Annotated in this window: 19 protein-coding genes; 7 read left to right on the top strand and 12 right to left on the bottom strand. The window is 40.1% G+C overall.

The features are described 5' to 3' along the window. Positions 1-53: 53 nt before the first annotated feature. The 7 genes from GQR56_RS04645 to lrp all read right to left on the bottom strand — a co-directional run bounded on the left by GQR56_RS04645 (position 54) and on the right by lrp (position 7,965). Positions 54-497 carry a hypothetical protein gene (locus GQR56_RS04645; protein WP_166109307.1) on the bottom strand — a complete coding sequence of 148 codons (444 nt, stop codon included), beginning with the start codon at positions 495-497 and terminating at the stop codon, positions 54-56. Positions 498-1,114: 617 nt separating this feature from the next. Beyond that, on the bottom strand, positions 1,115-2,419 hold the full coding sequence (gene serS, locus GQR56_RS04640; protein WP_166109306.1) for a serine--tRNA ligase: 1,305 nt from the start codon (positions 2,417-2,419) through the stop codon (positions 1,115-1,117). A 9-nt stretch (positions 2,420-2,428) separates the two neighbouring features. Beyond that, positions 2,429-2,809 (bottom strand): fluoride efflux transporter CrcB, encoded by a 381-nt coding sequence (gene crcB / locus GQR56_RS04635; RefSeq protein ID WP_166109305.1) that lies wholly within the window; start codon positions 2,807-2,809, stop codon positions 2,429-2,431. Then, on the bottom strand, positions 2,806-4,146 hold the full coding sequence (locus tag GQR56_RS04630; protein ID WP_166109304.1) for a replication-associated recombination protein A: 1,341 nt from the start codon (positions 4,144-4,146) through the stop codon (positions 2,806-2,808). Before GQR56_RS04630 ends, crcB begins: the two co-directional genes overlap by 4 nt. Then, positions 4,139-4,765 carry an outer membrane lipoprotein chaperone LolA gene (gene lolA, locus GQR56_RS04625; protein ID WP_166109335.1) on the bottom strand — a complete coding sequence of 209 codons (627 nt, stop codon included), beginning with the start codon at positions 4,763-4,765 and terminating at the stop codon, positions 4,139-4,141. The genes GQR56_RS04630 and lolA overlap by 8 nt, the downstream gene beginning before the upstream one ends. Beyond that, a complete protein-coding gene (locus GQR56_RS04620; protein ID WP_166109303.1) occupies positions 4,765-7,263 on the bottom strand; it encodes a DNA translocase FtsK 4TM domain-containing protein in 2,499 nt (832 codons plus the stop codon). The genes lolA and GQR56_RS04620 overlap by 1 nt, the downstream gene beginning before the upstream one ends. Before the next feature lie 222 nt (positions 7,264-7,485). Then, positions 7,486-7,965 carry a leucine-responsive transcriptional regulator Lrp gene (gene lrp, locus GQR56_RS04615; RefSeq protein WP_166109302.1) on the bottom strand — a complete coding sequence of 160 codons (480 nt, stop codon included), beginning with the start codon at positions 7,963-7,965 and terminating at the stop codon, positions 7,486-7,488. A gap of 142 nt (positions 7,966-8,107) precedes the next feature. Here lrp and ald point away from each other — a divergent pair, with 142 nt between their 5' ends. Beyond that, positions 8,108-9,229, top strand: a complete 1,122-nt coding sequence (gene ald, locus GQR56_RS04610) for an alanine dehydrogenase (protein WP_024612610.1) — start codon at positions 8,108-8,110, stop codon at positions 9,227-9,229. Between the two features lie 147 nt (positions 9,230-9,376). Here ald and pssA read toward each other — a convergent pair whose 3' ends face one another. After that, entirely contained in the window at positions 9,377-10,702 is a 1,326-nt protein-coding gene (gene pssA, locus GQR56_RS04605) for a CDP-diacylglycerol--serine O-phosphatidyltransferase (RefSeq protein ID WP_166109301.1), read from the bottom strand. Between the two features lie 287 nt (positions 10,703-10,989). Here pssA and trxB point away from each other — a divergent pair, with 287 nt between their 5' ends. The 4 genes from trxB to infA all read left to right on the top strand — a co-directional run bounded on the left by trxB (position 10,990) and on the right by infA (position 13,758). Continuing rightward, positions 10,990-11,940: a thioredoxin-disulfide reductase gene (gene trxB, locus GQR56_RS04600; RefSeq protein ID WP_166109300.1), complete on the top strand. Its 951-nt coding sequence runs from the start codon at positions 10,990-10,992 to the stop codon at positions 11,938-11,940. A 95-nt stretch (positions 11,941-12,035) separates the two neighbouring features. Next, positions 12,036-12,752, top strand: coding sequence for a leucyl/phenylalanyl-tRNA--protein transferase (gene aat, locus GQR56_RS04595; RefSeq protein ID WP_024609734.1), 717 nt, complete (start codon positions 12,036-12,038; stop codon positions 12,750-12,752). After that, entirely contained in the window at positions 12,745-13,449 is a 705-nt protein-coding gene (locus GQR56_RS04590; RefSeq protein WP_024609735.1) for an arginyltransferase, read from the top strand. Before aat ends, GQR56_RS04590 begins: the two co-directional genes overlap by 8 nt. Before the next feature lie 90 nt (positions 13,450-13,539). Further along, the gene (gene infA, locus GQR56_RS04585; RefSeq protein ID WP_002962494.1) at positions 13,540-13,758 is read left to right on the top strand and encodes a translation initiation factor IF-1; all 219 of its coding nucleotides are present in this window, start codon (positions 13,540-13,542) and stop codon (positions 13,756-13,758) included. A 219-nt stretch (positions 13,759-13,977) separates the two neighbouring features. On the opposite strand, the gene clpA is transcribed toward infA, so the two are convergent. Together clpA and clpS are read right to left on the bottom strand one after the other, a co-directional pair. Continuing rightward, positions 13,978-16,239 (bottom strand): ATP-dependent Clp protease ATP-binding subunit ClpA, encoded by a 2,262-nt coding sequence (clpA, locus tag GQR56_RS04580; protein WP_024609736.1) that lies wholly within the window; start codon positions 16,237-16,239, stop codon positions 13,978-13,980. A 69-nt stretch (positions 16,240-16,308) separates the two neighbouring features. Further along, positions 16,309-16,617, bottom strand: coding sequence for an ATP-dependent Clp protease adapter ClpS (clpS, locus tag GQR56_RS04575; RefSeq protein ID WP_101163090.1), 309 nt, complete (start codon positions 16,615-16,617; stop codon positions 16,309-16,311). 209 nt (positions 16,618-16,826) lie between these two features. Between clpS and cspD the strand changes: the two genes are divergently transcribed. Continuing rightward, positions 16,827-17,045 (top strand): cold shock domain-containing protein CspD, encoded by a 219-nt coding sequence (cspD, locus tag GQR56_RS04570; RefSeq protein ID WP_024609738.1) that lies wholly within the window; start codon positions 16,827-16,829, stop codon positions 17,043-17,045. Positions 17,046-17,565: 520 nt separating this feature from the next. Continuing rightward, positions 17,566-19,788, top strand: a complete 2,223-nt coding sequence (locus GQR56_RS04565) for an NADP-dependent isocitrate dehydrogenase (protein WP_166109299.1) — start codon at positions 17,566-17,568, stop codon at positions 19,786-19,788. A 288-nt stretch (positions 19,789-20,076) separates the two neighbouring features. On the opposite strand, the gene GQR56_RS04560 is transcribed toward GQR56_RS04565, so the two are convergent. Then, positions 20,077-21,324: an amidohydrolase family protein gene (locus tag GQR56_RS04560; protein WP_165727836.1), complete on the bottom strand. Its 1,248-nt coding sequence runs from the start codon at positions 21,322-21,324 to the stop codon at positions 20,077-20,079. A gap of 12 nt (positions 21,325-21,336) precedes the next feature. Further along, on the bottom strand, positions 21,337-22,719 hold the full coding sequence (locus GQR56_RS04555; protein WP_165727835.1) for an amidohydrolase: 1,383 nt from the start codon (positions 22,717-22,719) through the stop codon (positions 21,337-21,339). Between the last annotated feature and the right edge of the window lie 32 nt (positions 22,720-22,751).

Raw genomic sequence — 22,751 nt, 5'->3', positions numbered from 1 at the left:
CTCAGCGGAAAAATGCGAGCGCGAGCGAGTAGTTTTTCCGATGAAGCAACTTGTTATGCATGTTTTTCTAAAAATGCGGACATTTGAGCAGATATTGGTGGAGACAATGTAAATTCACCAAATTCCTCTTTTAAAATAGGCCAATATTCTTTTAATTTCTTGCGATTCCGTGCGAAAGGATGAATCCAAATCCAATCTAAGGTGTAATCCCCAGACTCCTGTTCCCAAAAACATGCACCACCAATAATCTTATGTGGGTAATGGGTTTCAGTTTCAACTAAGTCCATTGCTCTTTCAGTAAAAATAACACCAGTACATTTTTCTTGATGTTCTTCTTTGCAATATTGGAGAGTATCGAACTTAAACTCTCTCTTAAAATATGTAGCCATTTGTTCTAATGCATCTTTCTGGTTCTCTTGTGAATCTGGCTTTACATAAACTAAGTCTTTGTAACCTCCTATATTGTCTAAAACAGGAGTAGTTATTTTATAATCCATTGTTTCCCCTTTTGCATAACAGCTTATTGAACACCCCAAAACGGCGTATATTACATGGCTCAATAATTTCACTAAATAACGCCAATGTAAACAAGCAATTACGTATGCTATAAAATGATCGCTGTTAAAATACACCAAAACGACTTTTAATAATGTTATTGGACAAAACACAAATGACTGTCGATACATACAGCGTGTTTTTAAAGTTGAATATTATTTATGAAATCTCTTTTTCTAACCACGATTACAGTCCATATGTATAGCAAGCGCTATTATTACCAGGTATACAAAGAGCACTATTGAAGCTTATCTGTTTTGATAGCTGCCTATCCGCTTTAATAATATGCAACACGCCCTAGCTATATGGGAGATACTCAAATGAAGTTATGTTTAAACCATTTTGTAAACTCGCAAAATCTAGCGCTAGAAACTTATAAAAAAGACAGGGCATATGTTTTGTCAAAGAACTATAACGCGCTAAAGCACGTCCTACATATTAGCTGAACCTTTTTATCTTCAACCTTTAACTCACAACAAAAAAGCCGCTGTTTATTACAAACAGCGGCTTTCGTATTAAGATTTACAAGCTTAAAGCTTGCTTAACTTAAACTTGATTTTTATTGTTTACCAATCACTTCCAATCCACCCATGTATGGGCGTAATACATCTGGTACTACTACTGTGCCATCGGCTTGTTGGTAGTTTTCTAGTATGGCTACGAGTGTACGACCCACTGCTAAGCCTGAACCATTTAGTGTATGTAGTAACTCTGGCTTTTTAACACCTTCACGGCGAAAACGTGCTTGCATACGACGAGCCTGAAAATCAGCCATGTTTGAACATGATGAAATTTCACGGTATGTGTCTTGCGCTGGTAACCATACTTCTAAATCGTATGTTTTAGCTGAGCCAAAGCCCATGTCGCCCATACATAAAATCACTTTACGGTACGGAAGCTCAAGCGCTTGTAGTATTTGCTCTGCATGACCTGTTAACTCTTCAAGCGTTGCCATTGAGTCTTCTGGTTTTACAAGCTGTACTAATTCAACTTTATCAAACTGATGCTGACGAATTAAGCCACGTGTATCACGACCATAGCTGCCTGCTTCACTTCTAAAGCACGGAGTGTGGGCAACTAAGCGTATAGGTAAAGCGCTTTCGTCGTAAATTTCGTCGCGTGCGCTGTTTGTAAGCGGTACTTCTGCTGTAGGAATTAAGCTAAAGCCGGCTTGTTGTTCGCCATCGTCGTTTACAAGACCTAATGTGTGGAACAAATCACCTGCAAATTTAGGTAATTGGCTTGTACCGTAAAGGCTTGCGCTATTAACTAAGTACGGTACATACATTTCTGTATAGCCGTTTTTGTCTGCGTGTGTATCTAGCATAAATTGCGTTAGTGCACGGTGCATACGCGCTACTTGACCGCGCATTACGGTAAAGCGTGCGCCACTAATTTTAACGCCCATTTCAAAGTCTAAGCCGTTTAGGTCTTGCCCTACATCAACGTGATCTTTAACTTCAAAATCGAATTTTTTAGGCGTGCCCCATGTTAAAATTTCAACGTTGTCGTCTTCATCTTTACCCGCTGGTACAGACTCGTCTGGTAAGTTAGGAATTGCTAAAGCAATGTCGTTAATTGCGGCTAATACTGCATCTTGCTCAGTTTTAGCAGCGTCTAGCTCGCTACCTAAGTTAGCTACTGCATCAAGTAATGGCTGCGCGTCTTCGCCTTTTGCTTTGGCTTGACCAATTGCTTTTGCGCTTGCATTACGTTGACTTTGAAGTTCTTGCGTTTTTACTTGTAATGTTTTGCGTTTTTCTTCAAGTGCCGTTACCGTCGCTACATCGAGTTCGTAACCGCGCGCCGCTAAACGTGCTGCAGTTTGTTCGATGTCTTGACGTAAAAATTTAGAATCTAACATGTTAGTTTTTTAACCTTTTTGCATTACTAGCTGAAGGCCCAGCCAAGCCATAAAAATACACACCATCACGTTTAGGATGATATTGAGGACCATTTTAATAAAGTGACCTTGTTGTAATAACAACAACGAGTCCATTGAGAATGTTGAAAAGGTGGTTAATGCACCTAAAAAGCCAATACCGATAAGAGTTTTGGCGGGGCTTGCGGTGATAATTTCTTTATCTATCAAACCGTACAAAATGCCCATTAACAATGAACCCAGAATATTAACCGTCAACGTGCCAAAAGGGAATCCCCTACCGAGGAGTTTTAGCATGCTTTCGCTAATAAAAAACCGTAAACACGCACCTGAGGCTCCGCCAAGGGCGATCATCATATAAAGTTTAATCATTTTTCGTATCGTCTAAGTGGGCTTTGCGCATCGCGCTCTTTTAGGTAATCGAGTTTTTGTTTAATTTTTTGTTCAAGTCCGCGTTCGCTCGGTAAGTAATATTCTTTACCGTCCATTTCTGGCGGTAAGTACTTTTCACCTGCGGCAAATGCGCCTTCTTCGTTGTGCGCATAGCGATACTCGGCGCCGTAACCTAAGTCTTTCATTAAGTTGGTTGGAGCATTGCGTAAATGCTCTGGCACGGGGTAACTTGGCTCATTTTGAGCATCTGCTTTGGCTTGATTAAACGCCATATAAACAGCATTGCTTTTGGGTGCACTGGCTAAATACAACGTGGCTTGTGCTATTGCACGTTCGCCCTCGCTTGGGCCTACTCGCTGAAATATATCCCATGCGTTTAGGGCGACTTCCATTGCGCGCGGATCGGCGTTGCCAATGTCTTCTGTGGCAATAGCAAGTAATCGCCTTGCTACATATAAAGGGTCACCGCCACCGGCTAAAATTCGACAATACCAATACAGTGCACCATCGGGGGAACTACCACGTACTGATTTGTGAAAAGCTGAAATTAAATCGTAAAATTCATCGCCGCCTTTATCGTATTTTGCTAAATGCGTGGGCAATACTTGGCTAAGTACGTGCTCGTCTACGTTGTATTGCCCGTTTTGCTCAGTTGTTAAGTCAACTGCTTGTTCAAGTAAGTTAAGTACTTTGCGGGCATCGCCACCACTTGCTTGGCACAATGCCTTTTTAGCGTTGTCGGCAATAGTTATGTGCTTTTGGCTTAGCTGCTCGTCTTGTTTAAGTGCGCGCTCTATTACGGTGTATAAGTCGGTGTCGGCAAGCGACTTTAAAACATACACACGCGCACGCGATAAAATAGCGTTGTTAAGGGCGAACGAGGGGTTTTCGGTGGTTGCACCTACAAATATAAAGGTGCCGTCTTCTATGTGCGGTAAAAACGCATCTTGCTGAGATTTATTAAAGCGATGCACTTCGTCAACAAACATAAGGGTACGTTGTCCACGGCTTTCTAAGTTATCGCGTGCTTGCGTTACGCTGTCGCGAATATCTTTTACGCCCGCAGTTACCGCCGACATTTGAATAAGTGAAGCATCTGCATGGTTCGCAATGATTTGCGCAAGTGTTGTTTTACCCACACCTGGCGGTCCCCACAAAATTAAACTGTGGCAGCGCCCCGCCACAATAGCTTGATGCAGTGGTTTATCAGCGCTTAATAAGTGCTGCTGACCAATATATTCATCAAGTGTTGTAGGGCGCATACGCGCGGCAAGTGGGCGTACATCGGGTCCAAAATTAAAACCTAAATTACTCACCGTTACTCTGATCGTCTATTTCAACACCTTCTGGCGGTGTAAATTCAAAGGTGGTTTTATCAAGTAATGTATTTACTTGAGGATCGCTAAACGTAAATGACGACAGCTGCCCAGAATTATCCGTAACCACTAATTCAGCAAGCCCTTGATCATTACCCGCAAATGTAATATCTAGCTGCTCTACTTGGCTTTCAACCCCTTTATTGGGTGTTACGCTAAAACCCTTACTAGTAGCAAGTACGCTGTATTTTTCCCATTGTGCAGGGTCTTTAGATGTAAGCAATACAAACGGTGTTGAGTCGATCAAGCTGCTAGTTTGCATAATGGTTACTTGCTCAGCAAAGCTGTCGAAGTAATATGTTTTGTCACCATTTGATACAAACAAAGTGTCGTCTGGATTAGTTTGCTGCCAGCGGATCATCATAGGCTGTTGAAGCGCTATTGTGCCCTCGCCTTGCATAACTGCTTGGCCTTCTTTGTCAGTTACTTTTTGTGCGAATTGCGCTTTAAAGCTTTTTAGCGTTGCAAGTTGATCTTGTAATGCTTGGCTGTCGTCAGCAAAGCTTGGCGCAGCAACTAAGCTGCCAAGCACTAAAATTAAGGTGTTAAGTTTCATAATTAATTTGCTCCATTAGGTACTAATACATCGCGAGCGCCGTTATGACCTGGTGAACTCACGATACCCGATGTTTCCATTTGTTCTACTAAACGTGCTGCGCGGTTATAGCCAACACGTAATTTACGTTGTACTGATGAAACCGATACTTTGCCTGTTTCTACTACAAACGAAACTGCTTCGTCGTATAAAGGATCGTTTTCTTCATCTGCATTTTCACTTGCTTCACCTGGTAATAAAATATCTTCACTGGCATCACCATTTAATATTTCATCTATGTAATTTGTTTTAGAACGTGCTTTCCAATCATTTACGACGGCATGTACTTCGTGATCGTCTACAAATGCGCCATGTACACGCTCTGGTACACTAGTGCCTGGTGGTAAATAAAGCATATCACCCATACCAAGTAAGTTTTCTGCGCCTTGTTGGTCAAGTATGGTACGCGAGTCTATTTTACTTGATACCTGAAACGCCATACGCGTTGGTATATTTGCTTTAATTAAACCTGTTATTACATCTACCGAAGGGCGCTGCGTTGCCAGTATTAAATGAATACCTGCCGCACGTGCTTTTTGGGCTATGCGGGCAATCAGCTCTTCTACTTTTTTACCAACAATCATCATCATGTCGGCAAATTCGTCAATTACCACTACAATGCTTGGTAATTTACCTAGTTCCTCTGGCCCTTCTTTCATGCCGTCGGTGTCTTTAAATAATGGGTCAAGAATTGGGTAACCCGCTTCTTTCGCATCCAATACTTTTTGGTTGTAACCTTTTAGGTTACGTACACCTAACGCCGACATTAATTTATAACGACGTTCCATTTCGCCTACACACCAACGCAGCGCATTAGCGGCTTCTTTCATATCGGTTACTACTTCACACAATAAATGCGGAATACCTTCGTATACCGAAAGCTCAAGCATTTTCGGGTCAATCATGATCATGCGAACATCTTCAGGACCCGATTTGTAAAGCAAGCTTAATATCATGACATTAACGCCCACTGACTTACCTGAACCGGTTGTACCCGCTACCAGTAAGTGTGGCATTTTCCCTAGGTCAGCACACACCGGTTGACCGGCAATGTCTTTACCTAGCACCATGGTGAGTGGCGATGGGTTTTGTTCAAATTTTGGTGCGTTTATCACTTCCGATAAACGTACTATTTCACGGTGTTTATTAGGAAGCTCTATCCCTACATATGTTTTACCCGGAATAACTTCTACAACACGTACACTAATTGCCGAAAGCGAACGGGCTAAATCTTTTGCTAAACCTGTAATTTTAGACACTTTTATACCAGGTGCTAAATCTAACTCAAAACGCGTAACAACGGGGCCCGGGTATACCGCTACAACCGTTGCCTGTACGTTAAAATCGAGTAGTTTTGTCTCTACTAGGCGCGATACTGTATCGAGCTCTTCTTGCGAAATAGGATTTTTAGCTTTATCTGGTCTGTCGAGTAAATCGAGTGACGGTAATGGCCCTGGTGGTGGCTCTTGCGTTAATAGCTGCTCAAACTTTTCTTTAGCTGTTGGCGGCGGCTGATACGCTGGTTTTGGCTTAGGCATTGGTCTAGCTGGCGATACAACCGTTGTAACTGGTTTTTCAGGCTCTACAACAGGGCTCTGATCGAGCGCATTTAACGCAGCCTCAGTGTCCATTGGCTCGTCATCTATAGCGCTAAAACCAATTTCTTGATCGAGTATGTCATCAAGCTCGTCAAATGGCATAAAGTCGTCGCTAATTTGCGGCTCATTAAATGGCGCTTGTGGTTTGTTAATTGCTTTTTGCTTATTCGATTTTTTAGCTGATGCTGGTAATTCTATTTGTTCATGAATATCATCTTCAAAATAGGCATCGGCTCGTTCGTTGTCGTTATTGGCGTTACCAGCAACACGCTCTCGATGCATCCAGCCTTGTGCGTAAGTGGTAATAAAACGATAAAACCGAACGACTAAATCACCTAGCCAATCAACAAATTCAACCCACGATACACCTGTTAAAAGTGTTAAACCTGCAAAAAAGAAACACAATAATAATATGGTTGTGCCTGTAAAATTAAATGCTGGCATCATTGCCGACTCTATTACATCGCCCACTACCCCACCTGATGAAAAATTATAAATGTCATCAAAATTAATGCTGCTAATAGCGGTAGCTGAGGTAATAAATAGAGCAAAGCCTATAACGCGAAGTGCTAATGTGGTGTAGTCGAGTTGAAAAATTCGGTGAGGTTGTTTAAATAATAAATAACCAAATATTTGAATTGCAGCCGGCACAAAATAAGCAAGCCAGCCAAAAGTAAGTAATAATATGTCAGCAATCCACGCACCCGCAGCGCCAGTAATGTTTCTGACTTCACTAAAGCTTGTTTGCGACCATGCAGCATCTGCTGGATCAAAACTGATTAAGGCACATAAAATAAATATTGCCGTAAAGGTGCTGATTATCAGCCCTGTTTCTAATAGTCTTTGCACACCATTTAGGCGCATAGTTCCCTATTCCTCTTTATTATTCTATTTACACTCACTTAGCAGTGAAATACCTTAGCAGGAAATGTAATTTGTTGCACTTTATCTTAATGCTGATGACCTGATAATGAACAAGTTTTTATAATTTAGGCTCATATTAATTAAAGGCTGTTGAACTTTAAGGCTGATTTTAACTTAACTCAAAAATCAGCTGCTTATAATATAGCTGCAATATAAATAATATTAAGCAATGTAAGGGCGAATTATAACGCCCACCTCACCTTTAACTTCTTCCATTACTACATAAGTGCGGCTTTCACTCACATTTGGTAGTTTTAATAATATGTCACCTAAAACGCCTCGATACTCTGACATATCGTTTACGCGGGTTTTTAATAAAAAATCAAAATTACCCGATACTAAGTGGCATTCTATAATCTCTTCGTGCTTTTTTACCGCTGCACTAAATTCGTCAAATACGTCGGGAGATGTTTTTGTAATTGTTACTTCTACATACACCGATAAACCTTGTCCTAACTTAGCTGGATCGACCACTGCTTTGTAACCCAGTATATAACCTTCTCGTTCTAGCTTTTTTACGCGCTCCAGACAGGGCGTGGCGCTTAGCCCAACTCGTCGGGCCAATTCTACATTTGAAAGCCGCCCATCGTGCTGCAACTCCATTAAAATTTTACGGTCAATTCGGTCTAATAATTGATGCATATATCCAGCTAGTTTTTTATTCTGTTTATTTTGATTATTTAGATGATAACACTAGATTTGACTTTAAAAAAGGTGAGACACACGGGCTTATGATGAATATAATAGTGGAAAATGTTAATCCGTTCTTAATAAGGCAAAAGTTATGATTATTGGTGTACCTAAAGAAATTAAAAACCATGAATACCGTGTAGGTATGGTTCCTGCGAGTGTTCGTGAATTAGTAAACCACGGTCACCAAGTGATTGTAGAAACAGACGCGGGCATGGGGATTGGTTTTACTAACGAAGATTACACTCTTGCAGGTGCTGAAATTTTAACAACTGCTGCTGACGTTTTCGCTAAAGCAGACATGATTGTTAAAGTAAAAGAGCCACAAGCAGTTGAACGTGCAATGTTACGTGAAGACCAAATTCTTTTCACTTACTTACACCTTGCACCTGATCTTCCACAAACTGAAGACCTTGTAAAAAGCAAAGCTATTTGTATTGCATACGAAACTGTAACTGACTCTCGCGGTGGTTTACCGCTTCTTGCTCCTATGAGCGAAGTTGCTGGCCGTATGTCTATTCAAGCTGGTGCACAAGCGCTAGAAAAATCTAACCACGGTCGTGGCATGCTACTAGGTGGCGTACCAGGCGTTGAAGCTGCTAAAGTTGTTGTAATTGGCGGCGGCATGGTTGGTCGTAGCGCAGCTCAAATGGCTGTTGGTCTTGGAGCTGAAGTTGTAGTTCTTGATCGTAACATCGATGTATTACGTGCACTAGACGCGCAATTTGGTAATAAAGTGAAAGCTATTTACTCAACTGCTGATGCACTAGAAAAACACGTACTAGAAGCTGATTTAGTAATTGGTGGCGTACTAATTCCAGGTGCAGCTGCACCTAAACTAGTAACTGCTGCACACATTAAAGCAATGAAACCTGGTTCTGCAATTGTTGACGTTGCAATAGACCAAGGTGGCTGTATTGCTACTTCTAAAGCAACTACGCATGCTGATCCTACTTTCATTGTTGATGAAGTTGTTCACTACTGTGTTGCTAACATGCCTGGCGCTGTTCCACGCACATCTACGTTTGCACTTAACAATGCAACATTGCCTTTCATCATTAACCTTGCTAACAAAGGTTATAAAAAGGCGCTACTAGATGACGCTCACTTCTTAAAAGGCTTAAACGTAATTAAAGGCCAAGTAACTTACAAAGAAGTAGCTGAAGCGTTCAACATGGAATATGTTGACCCACGCACAGCGGTAGAAAACGCATAATTTAGCGTTTATGTAGTTAGGTTGGTATTAAGTAATATAGCTATCTAACTACAACCCATAAAAAAGCAGCTAATTAGCTGCTTTTTTTGTGTTTAAATTTTAGATTTATATAAACTTATTTAGATAAACTGGTTTAGATAAACTGGTTTAGATAAAACGCTTAATTATAAAATCTACCTTTACGCGCTTAGCTTGACCAAGTAGCTTTTTAACTGGCTGCGGATAATCATCCATTGTTTCTAAATCATCAGGGCCTGTTAAACGACGGCAGTGCTGTAAAATTTCCTGCTTTTCGTTATCAATCGCTTCCATAATTGTTTGCTCTGGGTCTTCTATTAAAATACCGTTTTCGATATCTAATCCCCAAGCACGCGGGTTAAGGTTATGCCCACTTAACAAATGGTTTTTACGATCAGAACAAATACCTTTTAAATGAAACGAATTACTTTCGTGCTTCCACAAGTACACATTTAAATTACCGTTATCTATATGACGCTTTTGCGATTTTACAAACTTATGCAAAATAGTCTCGTACAAGTAAGGTAACGCGCCAATTTTACTGAATGGCTCACTTGGCGGTACATAAAAGTCGTTTGCTGTTTTATCGCCTACAACAATAGTGACTTGCTTACCTTGTTTTAATAATCGACGCAGTGATCGCATAAGCGGCGCCGGAAAATTAAAGTAAGGAGTATAAAGAATCAGCTCTTGCTCTGTAGTATCAAATAGCGCTTTTATTAATCGGTTAAGCTCGTTATTACGACGCCCTAACCCTAAAAATAAACGAATACCTAATGGTTGTGTATTTTGTAATTTAGCGCTTTCGTAACTTGCGGCTTTTAAATCACGCATTAATTGTTTTTGATCAAGTTTAAAGTCGTGTAAACGTTTAAGCGGTCGCGTGTCAATGCGCGGCACAGCCACTGAACTAAGTAGCTTCGACTCAATAAAATCGACTACTGAGTTACACAGCTCTCTTTGCGTTATTAAAAAGTATCGGTCGAGTCTATAGCGTTCGTTATATTGCAAATACACATTATTTAAGCTCGCACCGCTATAAAGTAAGGTATCGTCAATTACAAAACCTTTTAAATGCAATACGCCAAAAAGCTCTTTGGCTTTAACGGGGACGCCATAAACTTGTACGTTCGATTTAAACTTTTCTAAATCGTCACAATATAAACTTGCGTTGCCGTCTGACTTATCTGCGCCAATTAAACCGCGTTGCGCGCGATGAAAATCCACCAGCACTTTTATCTCAAGTGCCGGGTTGTCCAATGACACACGATGCAGCGCGTCTAAAATTTCGCGTCCTGCTTCGTCATCTTGTAAATACAACGCAGTTATATAAATTCGTTTTTTTGCATTGCTAATTAAACGTAGCAGTTGCGTACGATAATCTTGCGCATTGGTTAAGACGTTAACGTCTTTTGAAGTCAACCCGAATGCGGGTTTTTCCTGCCAAAATAACATAGATGCCTATTAACTAAGGTCACATAATCTGTAAGTGACAAATAAAATTATTTAAAACATAACAAAAAAAACTTAAGTGGTCATGAATTAACGCAGTTTTGTTGCCTGTTAGTCTATTAATTGAGCTACTTTAGTTTATTAACTACAAAAATCACACTCTCTAGTACATAAAAATGCACAGCTTTTCGATTTACAAAAAAATAAAATCACAGATTTTGTTTACTTCTGCCTTGTTTTTCTTAGAATCGAGCGCATTAAAGACCGTATTAAACGTTTAGGATAAAATAATGACTGAAGCAAAACATTGTAAGCTACTAATTTTAGGCTCTGGCCCAGCTGGTTATACTGCCGCTGTATATGCAGCACGTGCAAATTTAAACCCTGTTTTAATTACAGGCATTCAACAAGGTGGTCAGTTAACAACCACTACTGAAGTTGAAAACTGGCCTGGTGATGCACACGGCTTAACGGGTCCTGCGTTAATGGATCGTATGAAAGAGCACGCTGAGCGCTTTGAAACTGAAATTGTGTTTGATCACATCAATAAAGTAGATGTATCTAAACGCCCTTTCACACTAACTGGCGACCAAGGTACTTACACATGTGATGCGCTAATCATTGCAACAGGTGCCTCTGCTAAGTATTTAGGTCTTGAGTCTGAAACTAAATTTCAGGGTCGTGGTGTTTCGGCTTGTGCTACTTGTGACGGTTTTTTCTATAAAGGTCAAAAAGTAGCGGTTGTTGGTGGTGGTAATACAGCGGTTGAAGAAGCGCTTTACCTATCTAATATTGCTGACGAAGTACATGTTATTCATCGTCGTGATAGTTTCCGCAGTGAAAAAATACTAGCAGATCGTCTTGCTGAAAAAGCAGCTAATGGTAATGTAGTAATGCATTACAACCGCACGCTTGACGAAGTATTAGGCGATCAAATGGGTGTAACAGGCGTTCGTATTAAAGATGCAAACTCTGATGCAACTGAAGAACTCGATTTAGCAGGCGTATTTATTGCTATTGGTCATAAACCAAATACTGATATGTTTGTTGGTCAATTAGAAATGAAAGATGGCTACTTAGTTGTAGAGTCTGGTCTTAACGGCAACGCCACTCAAACAAGCGTAGAAGGCGTTTTTGCTGCAGGTGATGTGTCTGACCATATTTACCGTCAAGCAATCACATCAGCGGGTACAGGCTGTATGGCGGCACTTGATGCAGAGCGTTTCTTAGATAATTTATAAGCAATTAAATAAATAATTGAGGGCTGTCATTCAGCCCTTTTTTTATGCCCCAAATATAGTTACACTTTTACGATCAATCATAAAATAAGTACTATATGAAAAATCAGCTATACCAATTAAGCGAAACCGATATAGCATTCCCCAATCCGGAATACGCATTAGAGTCTCCCGATGGCTTACTGGCAATTGGTGGCGATTTAAATCTGCCTCGCCTAAGCAATGCCTACAAAAGCGGTATATTTCCTTGGTTTAGTGAAGATGAGCCTATTATGTGGTGGTCGCCAAGCGAGCGCGGTATTTTTGAGCTGGATGATTTTCATGTAAGTAAAAGCCTTCGTAAGCATTTAAAAAAGAATCCTGTAGAAGTAACAATTAATAATGCCTTTGAAGAAGTAATAGAAGCCTGTCGCGATCAACGCCTTGATACCGATGGCACCTGGATCACCTCTGACATGCTCAATGCGTACATTAAGGCACACAATGCGGGCATAGCGCATAGTTTAGAGGTGTGGAGTAACGGAGAGCTTGCAGGTGGCTTATATGGCATTATGCAAAATGGCGTATTTTGTGGCGAGTCGATGTTTCATCATCAAACAAATTGCTCCAAACTGGCTATGTGGGCGCTTGTAAATTGGCTTAAACGCCATAATGCGCATTTTATTGATTCCCAGTTAGAGAATCCTTATTTAATGACCCTTGGCGCAAAAGTAATACCCCGCTCAGAATTTTTAGCTAAACTTAAAGTTGCAAATAACTATACTGTTAGCCCAACTATGTGGGAGCCACAAACACTTGACGCAATCTATGAATGAACAGCTTCCAGCTCGTGTAGGCTTAAGCCAAGAGTTTGACTGCAGCTATTTACCCAATCGACAAGAACAACTTTTGGTTATTCTTGATCCAAGTTGCTACAGCACCGATAAATTTGAGTCATTATTAGGCTTAGGTTTTCGCCGTAGTGGCAACCAAATTTATCGCCCACACTGCCCCATATGCACTGAATGCAAATCAGTACGTGTATTAGCGCAAGAGTTTACACCCTCAAAATCGCAAAAACGTAAACTAAACAAAGCAAAAACACAGTTTGAGGTAAAATATTCTAAGACTGAACAAAAAGAGTATTATCCACTTTACAGTAAGTACATAAGTCTTCGTCATCAGGATGGAAGTATGTATCCTCCTGAAAAAACACAGTTTCAAAGTTTTTTGTTTTGTAGTTGGTTAGACATTACATTTATAGAACTATGGCATCAAGACAAACTAGTCGCTGTTGCTGTAACTGACTGTATGCAAAACGCTATTTCTGCAATTTACACATTTTTTGACCCTGATTTTGAGCAATATAGTTTAGGCACAGTCATGATTTTACAGCAGCTCAAGTTTGCGAAAGAGCAAAATAAACAATATGTATATTTAGGCTATCAAATAGACGAATGCGATAAAATGAAATACAAAACTCAATTTTTACCAGCGCAAAAACAGCTCAATGATGAGTGGCTGGCTATTTAATTTGCAAATATAGCCACTGCGCCTTTACTTATTGGCGTATTTTGGGCAAAATCTGCAGCGTTTAACTATTAAAGAGGTGTTACGCTAAACATGGCGAAAGAAGACGTAATCGAAATGCAAGGGACTGTCCTTGATACTTTACCAAATACAATGTTCCGAGTTGAGCTAGAAAATGGTCACGTAGTTGTGGCTCACATTTCAGGCAAAATGCGCAAAAACTATATCCGTATTTTAACCGGCGATAAAGTAACGGTAGAAATGACTCCTTACGATTTATCGAAGGGTCGTATCGTATTCCGTGCTCGCTAAGTAAGTGCGTAAACGAGATTTAGTTTTTGGCTAGTATTTAACTAGCTTTAAGCGTTTATTAAATGTAATTGATGGAATTAATATAGCAATTACATTTAATAAACAAAAAACCCAGCTTTGTGCTGGGTTTTTTGTTGCTCGTAAAAATGTGACAAAAAAATGGTCCGCTTTTAATTAAGCGGACCATTTTTATTTAACTAAGTATTTTAATTAAATGCGTTACGCAGGCGTTAAACTACTTTCATATTCAAAGTGAATTTTCTTATCTTTGACCGAGACTTTAACTGTACCGCCCTCAACAAGTTCACCAAATAATATTTCGTTAGCAAGCTGCTTTTTAAGCTCTTCTTGAATAACACGTGCCATTGGACGTGCGCCCATCGCTTTGTCGTAACCTTTGTCAGCAAGCCATTCACGCGCTTTAGACGTCAGTTCAAGGTTAACCGATTTTTTATCAAGCTGTGCTTGAAGCTCTACAATAAACTTATCAACAACAAGTAAAATAACGTCACGTTCAAGGTGATTAAACCAAATGATGTTATCTAAGCGGTTTCTAAATTCAGGTGAAAATATTTTATTAATTTCGCCCATTGCATCATGCGTATGATCTTGCTCACTAAAGCCAATCGACTTACGTGTAGTTTCTTGCACGCCAGCGTTAGTAGTCATTACCACAACCACGTTTCTAAAATCGGCTTTACGACCGTTATTATCAGTTAAGGTACCGTGGTCCATAACTTGTAGCAAAACGTTGTAAATATCTGGATGCGCTTTTTCAATCTCATCTAAAAGTACAACTGCATGTGGATTTTTAATAACAGCTTCTGTTAATAAACCACCTTGCTCAAAACCAACATAACCTGGAGGCGCACCAATTAATCGGCTTATTGCGTGGCGTTCAACATATTCCGACATATCAAACCGGATAAACTCAACACCCATGCATTTAGCTAGTTGCTTAGTTACCTCTGTTTTACCAACACCGGTAGGTCCTGCAAACAAGAACGAGCCAACTGGTTTTTCTTCGCTTGATAAACCAGAGCGAGATAAACGAATAGCAGATGTAAGCGCATCAATAGATTGATCTTGCCCAAACACTAACATTTTAAGGTTACGGTCAAGATTCTTAAGTGTTTCTTTATCTGTTGACGACACGCTTTGTGCAGGAATACGTGCCATTTTAGATATAATCAGCTCGATATCTGCCACACCAATCGTTTTTTTACGCTTAGAGCTAGGTTGTAGACGCTGACTTGCACCAGCTTCGTCAATTACATCAATTGCTTTGTCAGGCAAGTGACGCTCATTAATGTATTTAGCACTTAGTTCTGCTGCCGCTTTTAACGCTTTTTGCGTGTAACGAATACCGTGGTGCTCTTCGTAACGCTCTTTTAAACCGTTTAATATTTTAGTGGTGTCTGCAACGCTTGGTTCAAGTACATCAATTTTTTGAAAACGGCGTACTAGCGCACGGTCTTTCTCAAAAATATTTTTATACTCGTTGTAAGTAGTTGAGCCCATACAACGTAATTTGCCACTTGAAAGTAACGGTTTAAGCAAGTTTGATGCGTCCATAACACCACCAGACGCCGCGCCAGCACCGATTATGGTATGTATTTCATCAATAAATAAAATAGAACCAGGCTGCGCTTGTAGCTCTTTTAATAAACTTTTAAAACGTTTTTCAAAATCGCCACGGTATTTAGTACCCGCAAGTAATGCTCCCATATCTAGTGAATATACAACAGCATCGGCTATTACTTCTGGAACTTGATCGTTCACAATACGGTACGCTAGGCCTTCTGCAATTGCTGTTTTACCAACACCGGCTTCACCTACTAATAGCGGATTGTTCTTTTTACGGCGACACAGCACTTGTACAGTGCGCTCTACTTCGCTATCGCGACCAATTAGAGGGTCTATATTACCTTCACGCGCTTGCGCGTTTAGATTGGTTGTAAAGCTGTCTAGCTTACTTGCTTCTTCGTTTTGAACTTCTTGTACTTCTTCATGAATATCGTCGGTGTCGTCACCTAATTCATCGTCTGCTTTAGAAATACCGTGCGAAATAAAGTTAACGATATCTAATCGAGATACATCGTTCTTTTTAAGTAAATAAACGGCTTGGCTTTCTTGTTCAGAAAAAATAGCTACCAGTACGTTTACACCAGTTACTTCGTTTTTGCCTGACGATTGCACATGAAATACAGCACGCTGTAAAACACGTTGAAAGCCAAGAGTTGGTTGAGTTTCACGCTCTTCTTCTAAATCTGGAATTACCGGTGTTGTTTCATCGATAAATTCTAGCAATTCGGTTTTTAAACCTGAAATATTAACACCACACGCGTTTAGAGCTTCTCCCGCTGAAGGATTGTCTAAAAGCGCAAGTAAAAGGTGCTCTACGGTCATAAACTCATGACGGCGAGTGCGCGCTTCACGAAACGCGGCATTTAATGTGAGTTCTAAGTCTTTGTTTAGCATTGGCAACCCCTTACTGAGATAATAATTTTATACCACATAAATCGGATGTTTGATCACCCTAACTGGTATTTATTCCTGCTCACAACTACAAAGCAGTGGATGCTCGTTATCCCGTGAGTAACGGTTAACTTGTTCAGCTTTGGTATGAGCTACATCAGCGCTATAAACGCCGCAAATACCCTTACCTTTTTCATGAACCTGAAGCATCACGTCGGTTGCTCTATCGCTATCCATATTAAAAAACGTCGTTAAAACTTCTATTACAAAGTCCATCGGCGTGTAGTCGTCGTTATTTAAAACAACTTTATATTTTCGCGGTGGTTGTAGCTTTTGCTTTTCACTATCGCGAACTGTGTCTATAACACCTGAATCTTTCATACCACTCATAATTAAATATAGTCTTGTCTTTGTAACTCAAGCAAACTTGAATAAAAAATAAATAAAATGTTAAATAAATAACTCAAAACACTTGACTGACTGGGCAAATAAACTACAGTCAGACATAGATTGATTAAACCTTAATCAGTCTAGCAAATTATACGGTTTAGAATAACTAAATTAGTCAACTTATTGAAGGATGTAGAAGTATGGCTTGTGGTAAAGTTAAATGGTTCAACAACGCTAAAGGTTTTGGTTTCATCGTAGAAGACGGCTGCGAGAATGATATTTTCGCTCATTACTCAACAATTGTAATGGACGGTTATAAAACGCTTAAAGCTGGTCAAGATGTAACATTCGAATTAGAACAAGGCCCAAAAGGCTTACACGCTACTAATATTGCCCCAGATGGCGACATTATCGAGTAACTGTAATTCTGTTCGACTAAAGCGAGTGACCTATTTAGATCCTCGCTTAATTCTTTATCCATACTTTTTTCATCACTTCACCTCTATTTATTGCCTCATTTTGTGCAAATTCAACCCTTTTCCTTGAATTTATTTTATATACCCCAATGTTCTAACTGATACTTATTTATATACTTGTGCGCTGTTTCAAGACCTAGCCCTTTTTATTCAAGCTTGTTACACTCTTGAAGCTTATAAAAGTGTATTAATCTAATAATTACTCACGTGTTTTAGTATTAGGAACTGCCTATGCTAAAGGCTAATTTGTTTTTGTTATTTTTTTAGCTATAAATACGGTACCAGTTCGTCAGGTGTGATTATTCTGCTTTATATAAAAGCAATAATGAGTACCAACACCTAACAAACTATTCATTACTTGGGTTCATTTATTAACGTGTTTAGTAAATGTAATAGCTCAAAAGTAATGAGTTTCTTTGCATTGTTGAATAAGGCCTTTACGGTCTACTATCTAGGAATGATGATGACATCAAAAATTATCTATACAAAAACGGACGAAGCTCCGGCACTAGCAACTTACTCGTTGCTACCTATCATCCAAGCATATACAAATGCGGCAGGTGTTGAAGTTGAAACTCGCGATATCTCTTTAGCAGGTCGTGTAATTGCAAGCTTCCCTGATTATTTAACACCAGAACAACGCATTGGTGATGCACTTGCTGAACTTGGCGAGCTTGCTAAAACACCAGAAGCTAACATTATTAAATTACCAAATATCAGTGCATCTGTTCCACAGCTTCGCGCGGTAATTAAAGAGCTTCAAGCACAAGGTTATGCACTTCCAGATTACCCTGTAGAACCTAAAAATGATGAAGAAAAAGCAATTCAAGCTGCTTACGACAAAATTAAAGGCAGTGCAGTAAACCCAGTACTTCGTGAAGGTAACTCAGACCGTCGTGCACCTGGTTCTGTAAAAGAATATGCACGTAACAACCCACATTCAATGGGTGCGTGGAGCAAAGATTCAGAGTCTTACGTTGCTAGCATGAGCGAAGGCGATTTCTTTGGCTCTGAGCAATCAATCACTGTTGATACAGCAACTGATGTTCGTATTGAACACGTTGCAACTAACGGCGATGTTACAGTACTTAAACAAAGCACTCCTCTTTTAGCTGGCGAAGTTATTGATGCATCAAGCATTAGCGCTTCTAAGCTTCAAGCTTTTTTAGCTGCTGAAATTGATGCTGCAAAAGAAAAAGGCGTTTTATTCTCGCTTCACATGAAAGCGACAATGATGAAAGTATCTGATCCAATCATCTTTGGTCACGCTGTAAAAGTATTCTACAAAGATGTATTTGCTAAACACGGTAAGCTTTTTGAAGAGCTAGGTGTTGATGTAAATAATGGTTTGGGCGACGTATATTCTAAAATTCAAACATTAGACGATGCAAAGCGCGAAGAAATTGAAGCAGACATTCAAGCTGTTTACGCTAGCCGCCCTGCTATTGCTATGGTTGATTCTGACCGTGGTATTACAAACCTGCATGTACCAAGTGATGTGATTATTGATGCATCTATGCCTGCTGCAATTCGTTCAAGCGGTCAAATGTGGAATAACGATGGTAAATTACAAGACACTAGCTTTGTAATTCCAGATCGTTGTTACTCAGGTATTTACCAAGCAACTATTGATTTTTGTAAAGTAAACGGTGCATTTGATCCAACAACTATGGGTAGCGTTCCAAACGTTGGCCTTATGGCTCAAAAAGCTGAAGAATACGGTTCACACGATAAAACGTTTGAAGCTAAAGCTGACGGCTCTATCCGTGTTGTTGATGCAAATGGCACTACATTACTTGAGCACAGTGTTGAGCAAGGCGATATTTGGCGCATGTGTCAGGCTAAAGACGCACCAATCCAAGATTGGGTTAAACTTGCAGTAAGCCGTGCACGTGCAACTGGCGTTCCTGCTATTTTTTGGTTAGACGAAAATCGTGCACACGATGCAGAGCTAATTAAAAAAGTAAATAAATACCTACCAGATCACGATACAGCTGGTTTAGATATTCAAATTTTAGCACCGCTTGAAGCAACATTGTTCTCACTAGCGCGTATTAAAGAAGGTAAAGACACTATTTCTGTAACAGGTAACGTTTTACGTGATTACCTTACAGATTTATTCCCAATCTTAGAGCTAGGTACTAGTGCTAAAATGCTTTCAATTGTTCCACTTATGAACGGTGGCGGCTTATTTGAAACTGGCGCGGGTGGTTCTGCACCTAAGCATGTTCAACAATTCGAAAAAGAAAACCACTTACGTTGGGATTCTTTAGGTGAATTTTTAGCACTTGCTGCATCGCTTGAGCACCTAAGCGTAACTACGGGTAACAACAAGGCACAAGTTCTTGCTGATACGCTAGATAAAGCGACTGGTACTTTCTTAGCAGAAAACAAATCGCCTTCACGTAAAGTGAAAGAAATTGATAACCGTGGTTCTCATTTCTTCCTATCTTTATTCTGGGCACAAGAACTTGCTAAACAAAACGACGACAGCGAACTTAAAGCACAGTTTACGCAAATTGCTAGCGATCTTGAGTCTAATAAAGACCAAATCGTAAGTGAGCTAAACGATGCTCAAGGCCCTGCAGTAGATTTAGGCGGTTACTTCCTACCTAATGACGATGCAGCGTTTAAAGCAATGCGTCCAAGCACTACGTTTAACGGTATTCTTGCTAAATTAGTATAAATATTGGTTTAAATTAAAAGGCCGCTTACTTGAAAAAGTAAGCGGCTTTTTTACGCCAATAAAAAAGGTCGTTATCATTAGATAGCGACCTTTTTGATTAACCAAAACTATTTAAGTTATTTAAACTCTGATTACTTTGTATCATACCAATTCGCTTAATTAAGTGATCAATTTTGAGGCAAGAAAATCTTGTCGATAACAAGGCAAAAATTTCGTGATTTAGTTGCTCTATATCAGAAATTTTTAACGCAGTTAGCGTCAGATTTAATCCCTCAAATTGATTAAGTATTATTGCGGGTTGGTATATGCGCGTGGCATTTTTGAATCAGTCGTATAACGGTCACGCAGTTTATCCTGACGAGATTGTGTAGATACCTCAGTCCCATTAATAAACATTTTGCTCACGTGGCTACTCAGTTCAAACGGGTCATTACTCCACATTACTACATCAGCGGCTTTACCTACTTCAAGGCTACCTGCATTAATGCCAAATACATCAGCAACGTTTGATGTAACCGCTTTTAACGCACCCTCTTGGCTCATACCATACGATACTGCATTACCAGCATCAAAACGTAGCTGATAAATATTATGGCTTGCATCGCCACCTACCGTTAATAATACTTTAACGCCTGCTTTTTCAAGCACACCTGCATTATCTAAACTCGCATGAAGCGAATCAAAACTTGCTGGTAAGCTGTCCATTGCACTAATGATCACAGGGATATTTGCTTTAGCAACGCGCTCTTTAACTACAACAGCGTCTTGTGCACCATTAAGTACTAAATTAATGCCAAATTGCTCTTTTACTTTAATGAGCTCAATAATATCTGCAGCACGCGAAACGCCAACAACTAATGGCATTTCGCCACTAAGGACTTTCACCATTACTTTGTCTTCAGCACTTGGTTTGTCGTCATCTTTTTTAGCTTTTTTACCGGCTTTCGTTTTGTGCTCATCAAGTTTATTAATAAGTGTTTGTAAAGTAAAAGCACGAGAGCCTTTACTACGCTCACCTAAATAAACAACTAGAGCCGCTTGTTTTTGCATTTCGCTATCAAAACTACCACTTAAATCAACAACACTAGCAAGGCCTGAAAAAATGCTATCGCCACCATGAGGGGTAATTACATCGCGTGTTACGCCGCCTTTACGAGCGTAAGGAATTAAGCTCGAATGCGCGTTGTAAGCAAGACTTACGTCAAAATCAATACCGGCTTTTTCCTCGCCTGCATCACGAGAGCCCGCAACTGCACTAACTTCAACTAAACCAAGTTGATTTACACTGGCAATAAAACCGGGTGTTACAATTTGACCTTTTGCATCAATAACTTTATCGGCTATAACTTCAGCTGGGTTAATTGCTGTAATTTTTCCATCTGTCATTACAATGCTTGCCGCTTCTAAAACACCTTGATCAGAAGACGTGTGTAATGTTGCATTAATAATTGCTAGCGATTGTGCGCTTACAGCACCAGATGCTAATAATCCTGCAGCAACCAGAGAAAGCGAAAACGAACGTGATAAATTTTTCATTCTGGATGCTCCTTATTGTTGACCTAACATAAAATCACTTGTTGCTTGATACGCGCTGTCGTTTCTATCGTAAACTTTTGCACCATCAACAAACACTTGTTCAGCTTTAGCATAAACACTAAATGGGCTTTGATTCCAAATAACCACATCGCCCTGTTTACCCGCTTCTAGTGAACCTGTTTTGTCATCAATACCTAACGACTTAGCAGCGTTAGCCGTGATCCATTTAATAGCGTGTTGCTCAGAAATATCAAAACCGTTTTCGTTAGCACGGTACATAACCTTGCCAGCTTCTTGGTTTAAGCGCTGAATAGTGGTATCTGAATCTGAGTGAACAACCGCACATGAATTTTTAACTGCATCAACAATGGCTACGTTTTCTTGAACCATGTCGTAGGCTTCCATTTTAAAGCCCCACCAGTCTGGCCAAAGTGCAGCACACGAACCATTTTGGGCAAGTAAGTCAGCAATTTTATAAGCTTCTACACCATGATGAAAAGTACCGGCGTCGTAATTAAATTCTTTTGACAGGTCAATCATCATTGCCATTTCTTCAGCTTTATAACAATGATTATGAATACGTACTTCGCCTTCAAGCACACCACGAAGCGTATCGTGTTTAATATCACGCACTGGTGCTTCTGGGTTTAAACCTGCTTCATAATCGGCATCGTACTTATCCCATGCACGTTTGTATTCAGCGGCTTCAGCCCATGCCATACGGTAACCTGCCATATTACCCATACGAGTTGAAGGTAATACACCTTGACGACCATAAACACGTTTAGGGTTTTCACCACACGCCATTTTTAAACCATACGGCGCCTCTGGAAATTTCATGCCTTGCATAGTGTGTGCAGGTACGTTTTTAAGCGTAACGCCGCGACCACCAAATAAGTTAGCTGAGCCTGGTAAAATTTGTAGAGAAGTAATGCCACCTTCGCGTGCGCGATTAAAGCCAGGATCTTGTGGCCAAACAGAATGCTCAACCCACACTTCTGCAGTATTAGGGCTGGTCATTTCGTTACCATCTTGATGCGACTCAACCGATGGGCTTGGGTAAGCACCTAAATGTGAATGTACGTCAATAATACCTGGTGTAACCCATTTGCCCTGTGCATCAATTGTAACATCAGCAGTAGCAGTTAAGTCTTTACCTACTTGTTGTACTTTACCGTCAACAAGTAATACATCAGCATCATCTAAACGCTCACCAGTGCCTGTTAATACAGTGGCGTTGGTAATTAATGTGCTTGATGTAGCAACTGGCTGATAAGTGCTTGGGTAAGGATTTTTGTTAATTGTTATTTTATCGTCTTGCGGGCCGTTTTCTTGGCAACCTACAAGTGCAGCAGCTAAGCCAACCGCTAATAAAGAAGGTGCAAATTTTTGCATGTTGTTTGGATCTCCTGTTTTTTTGCTACTTT

This window comes from Pseudoalteromonas sp. Z9A5 (genome assembly GCF_011378875.1).
Taxonomy (GTDB): domain Bacteria; phylum Pseudomonadota; class Gammaproteobacteria; order Enterobacterales; family Alteromonadaceae; genus Pseudoalteromonas.
This window is presented reverse-complemented; position numbering and strand designations above follow the sequence as displayed.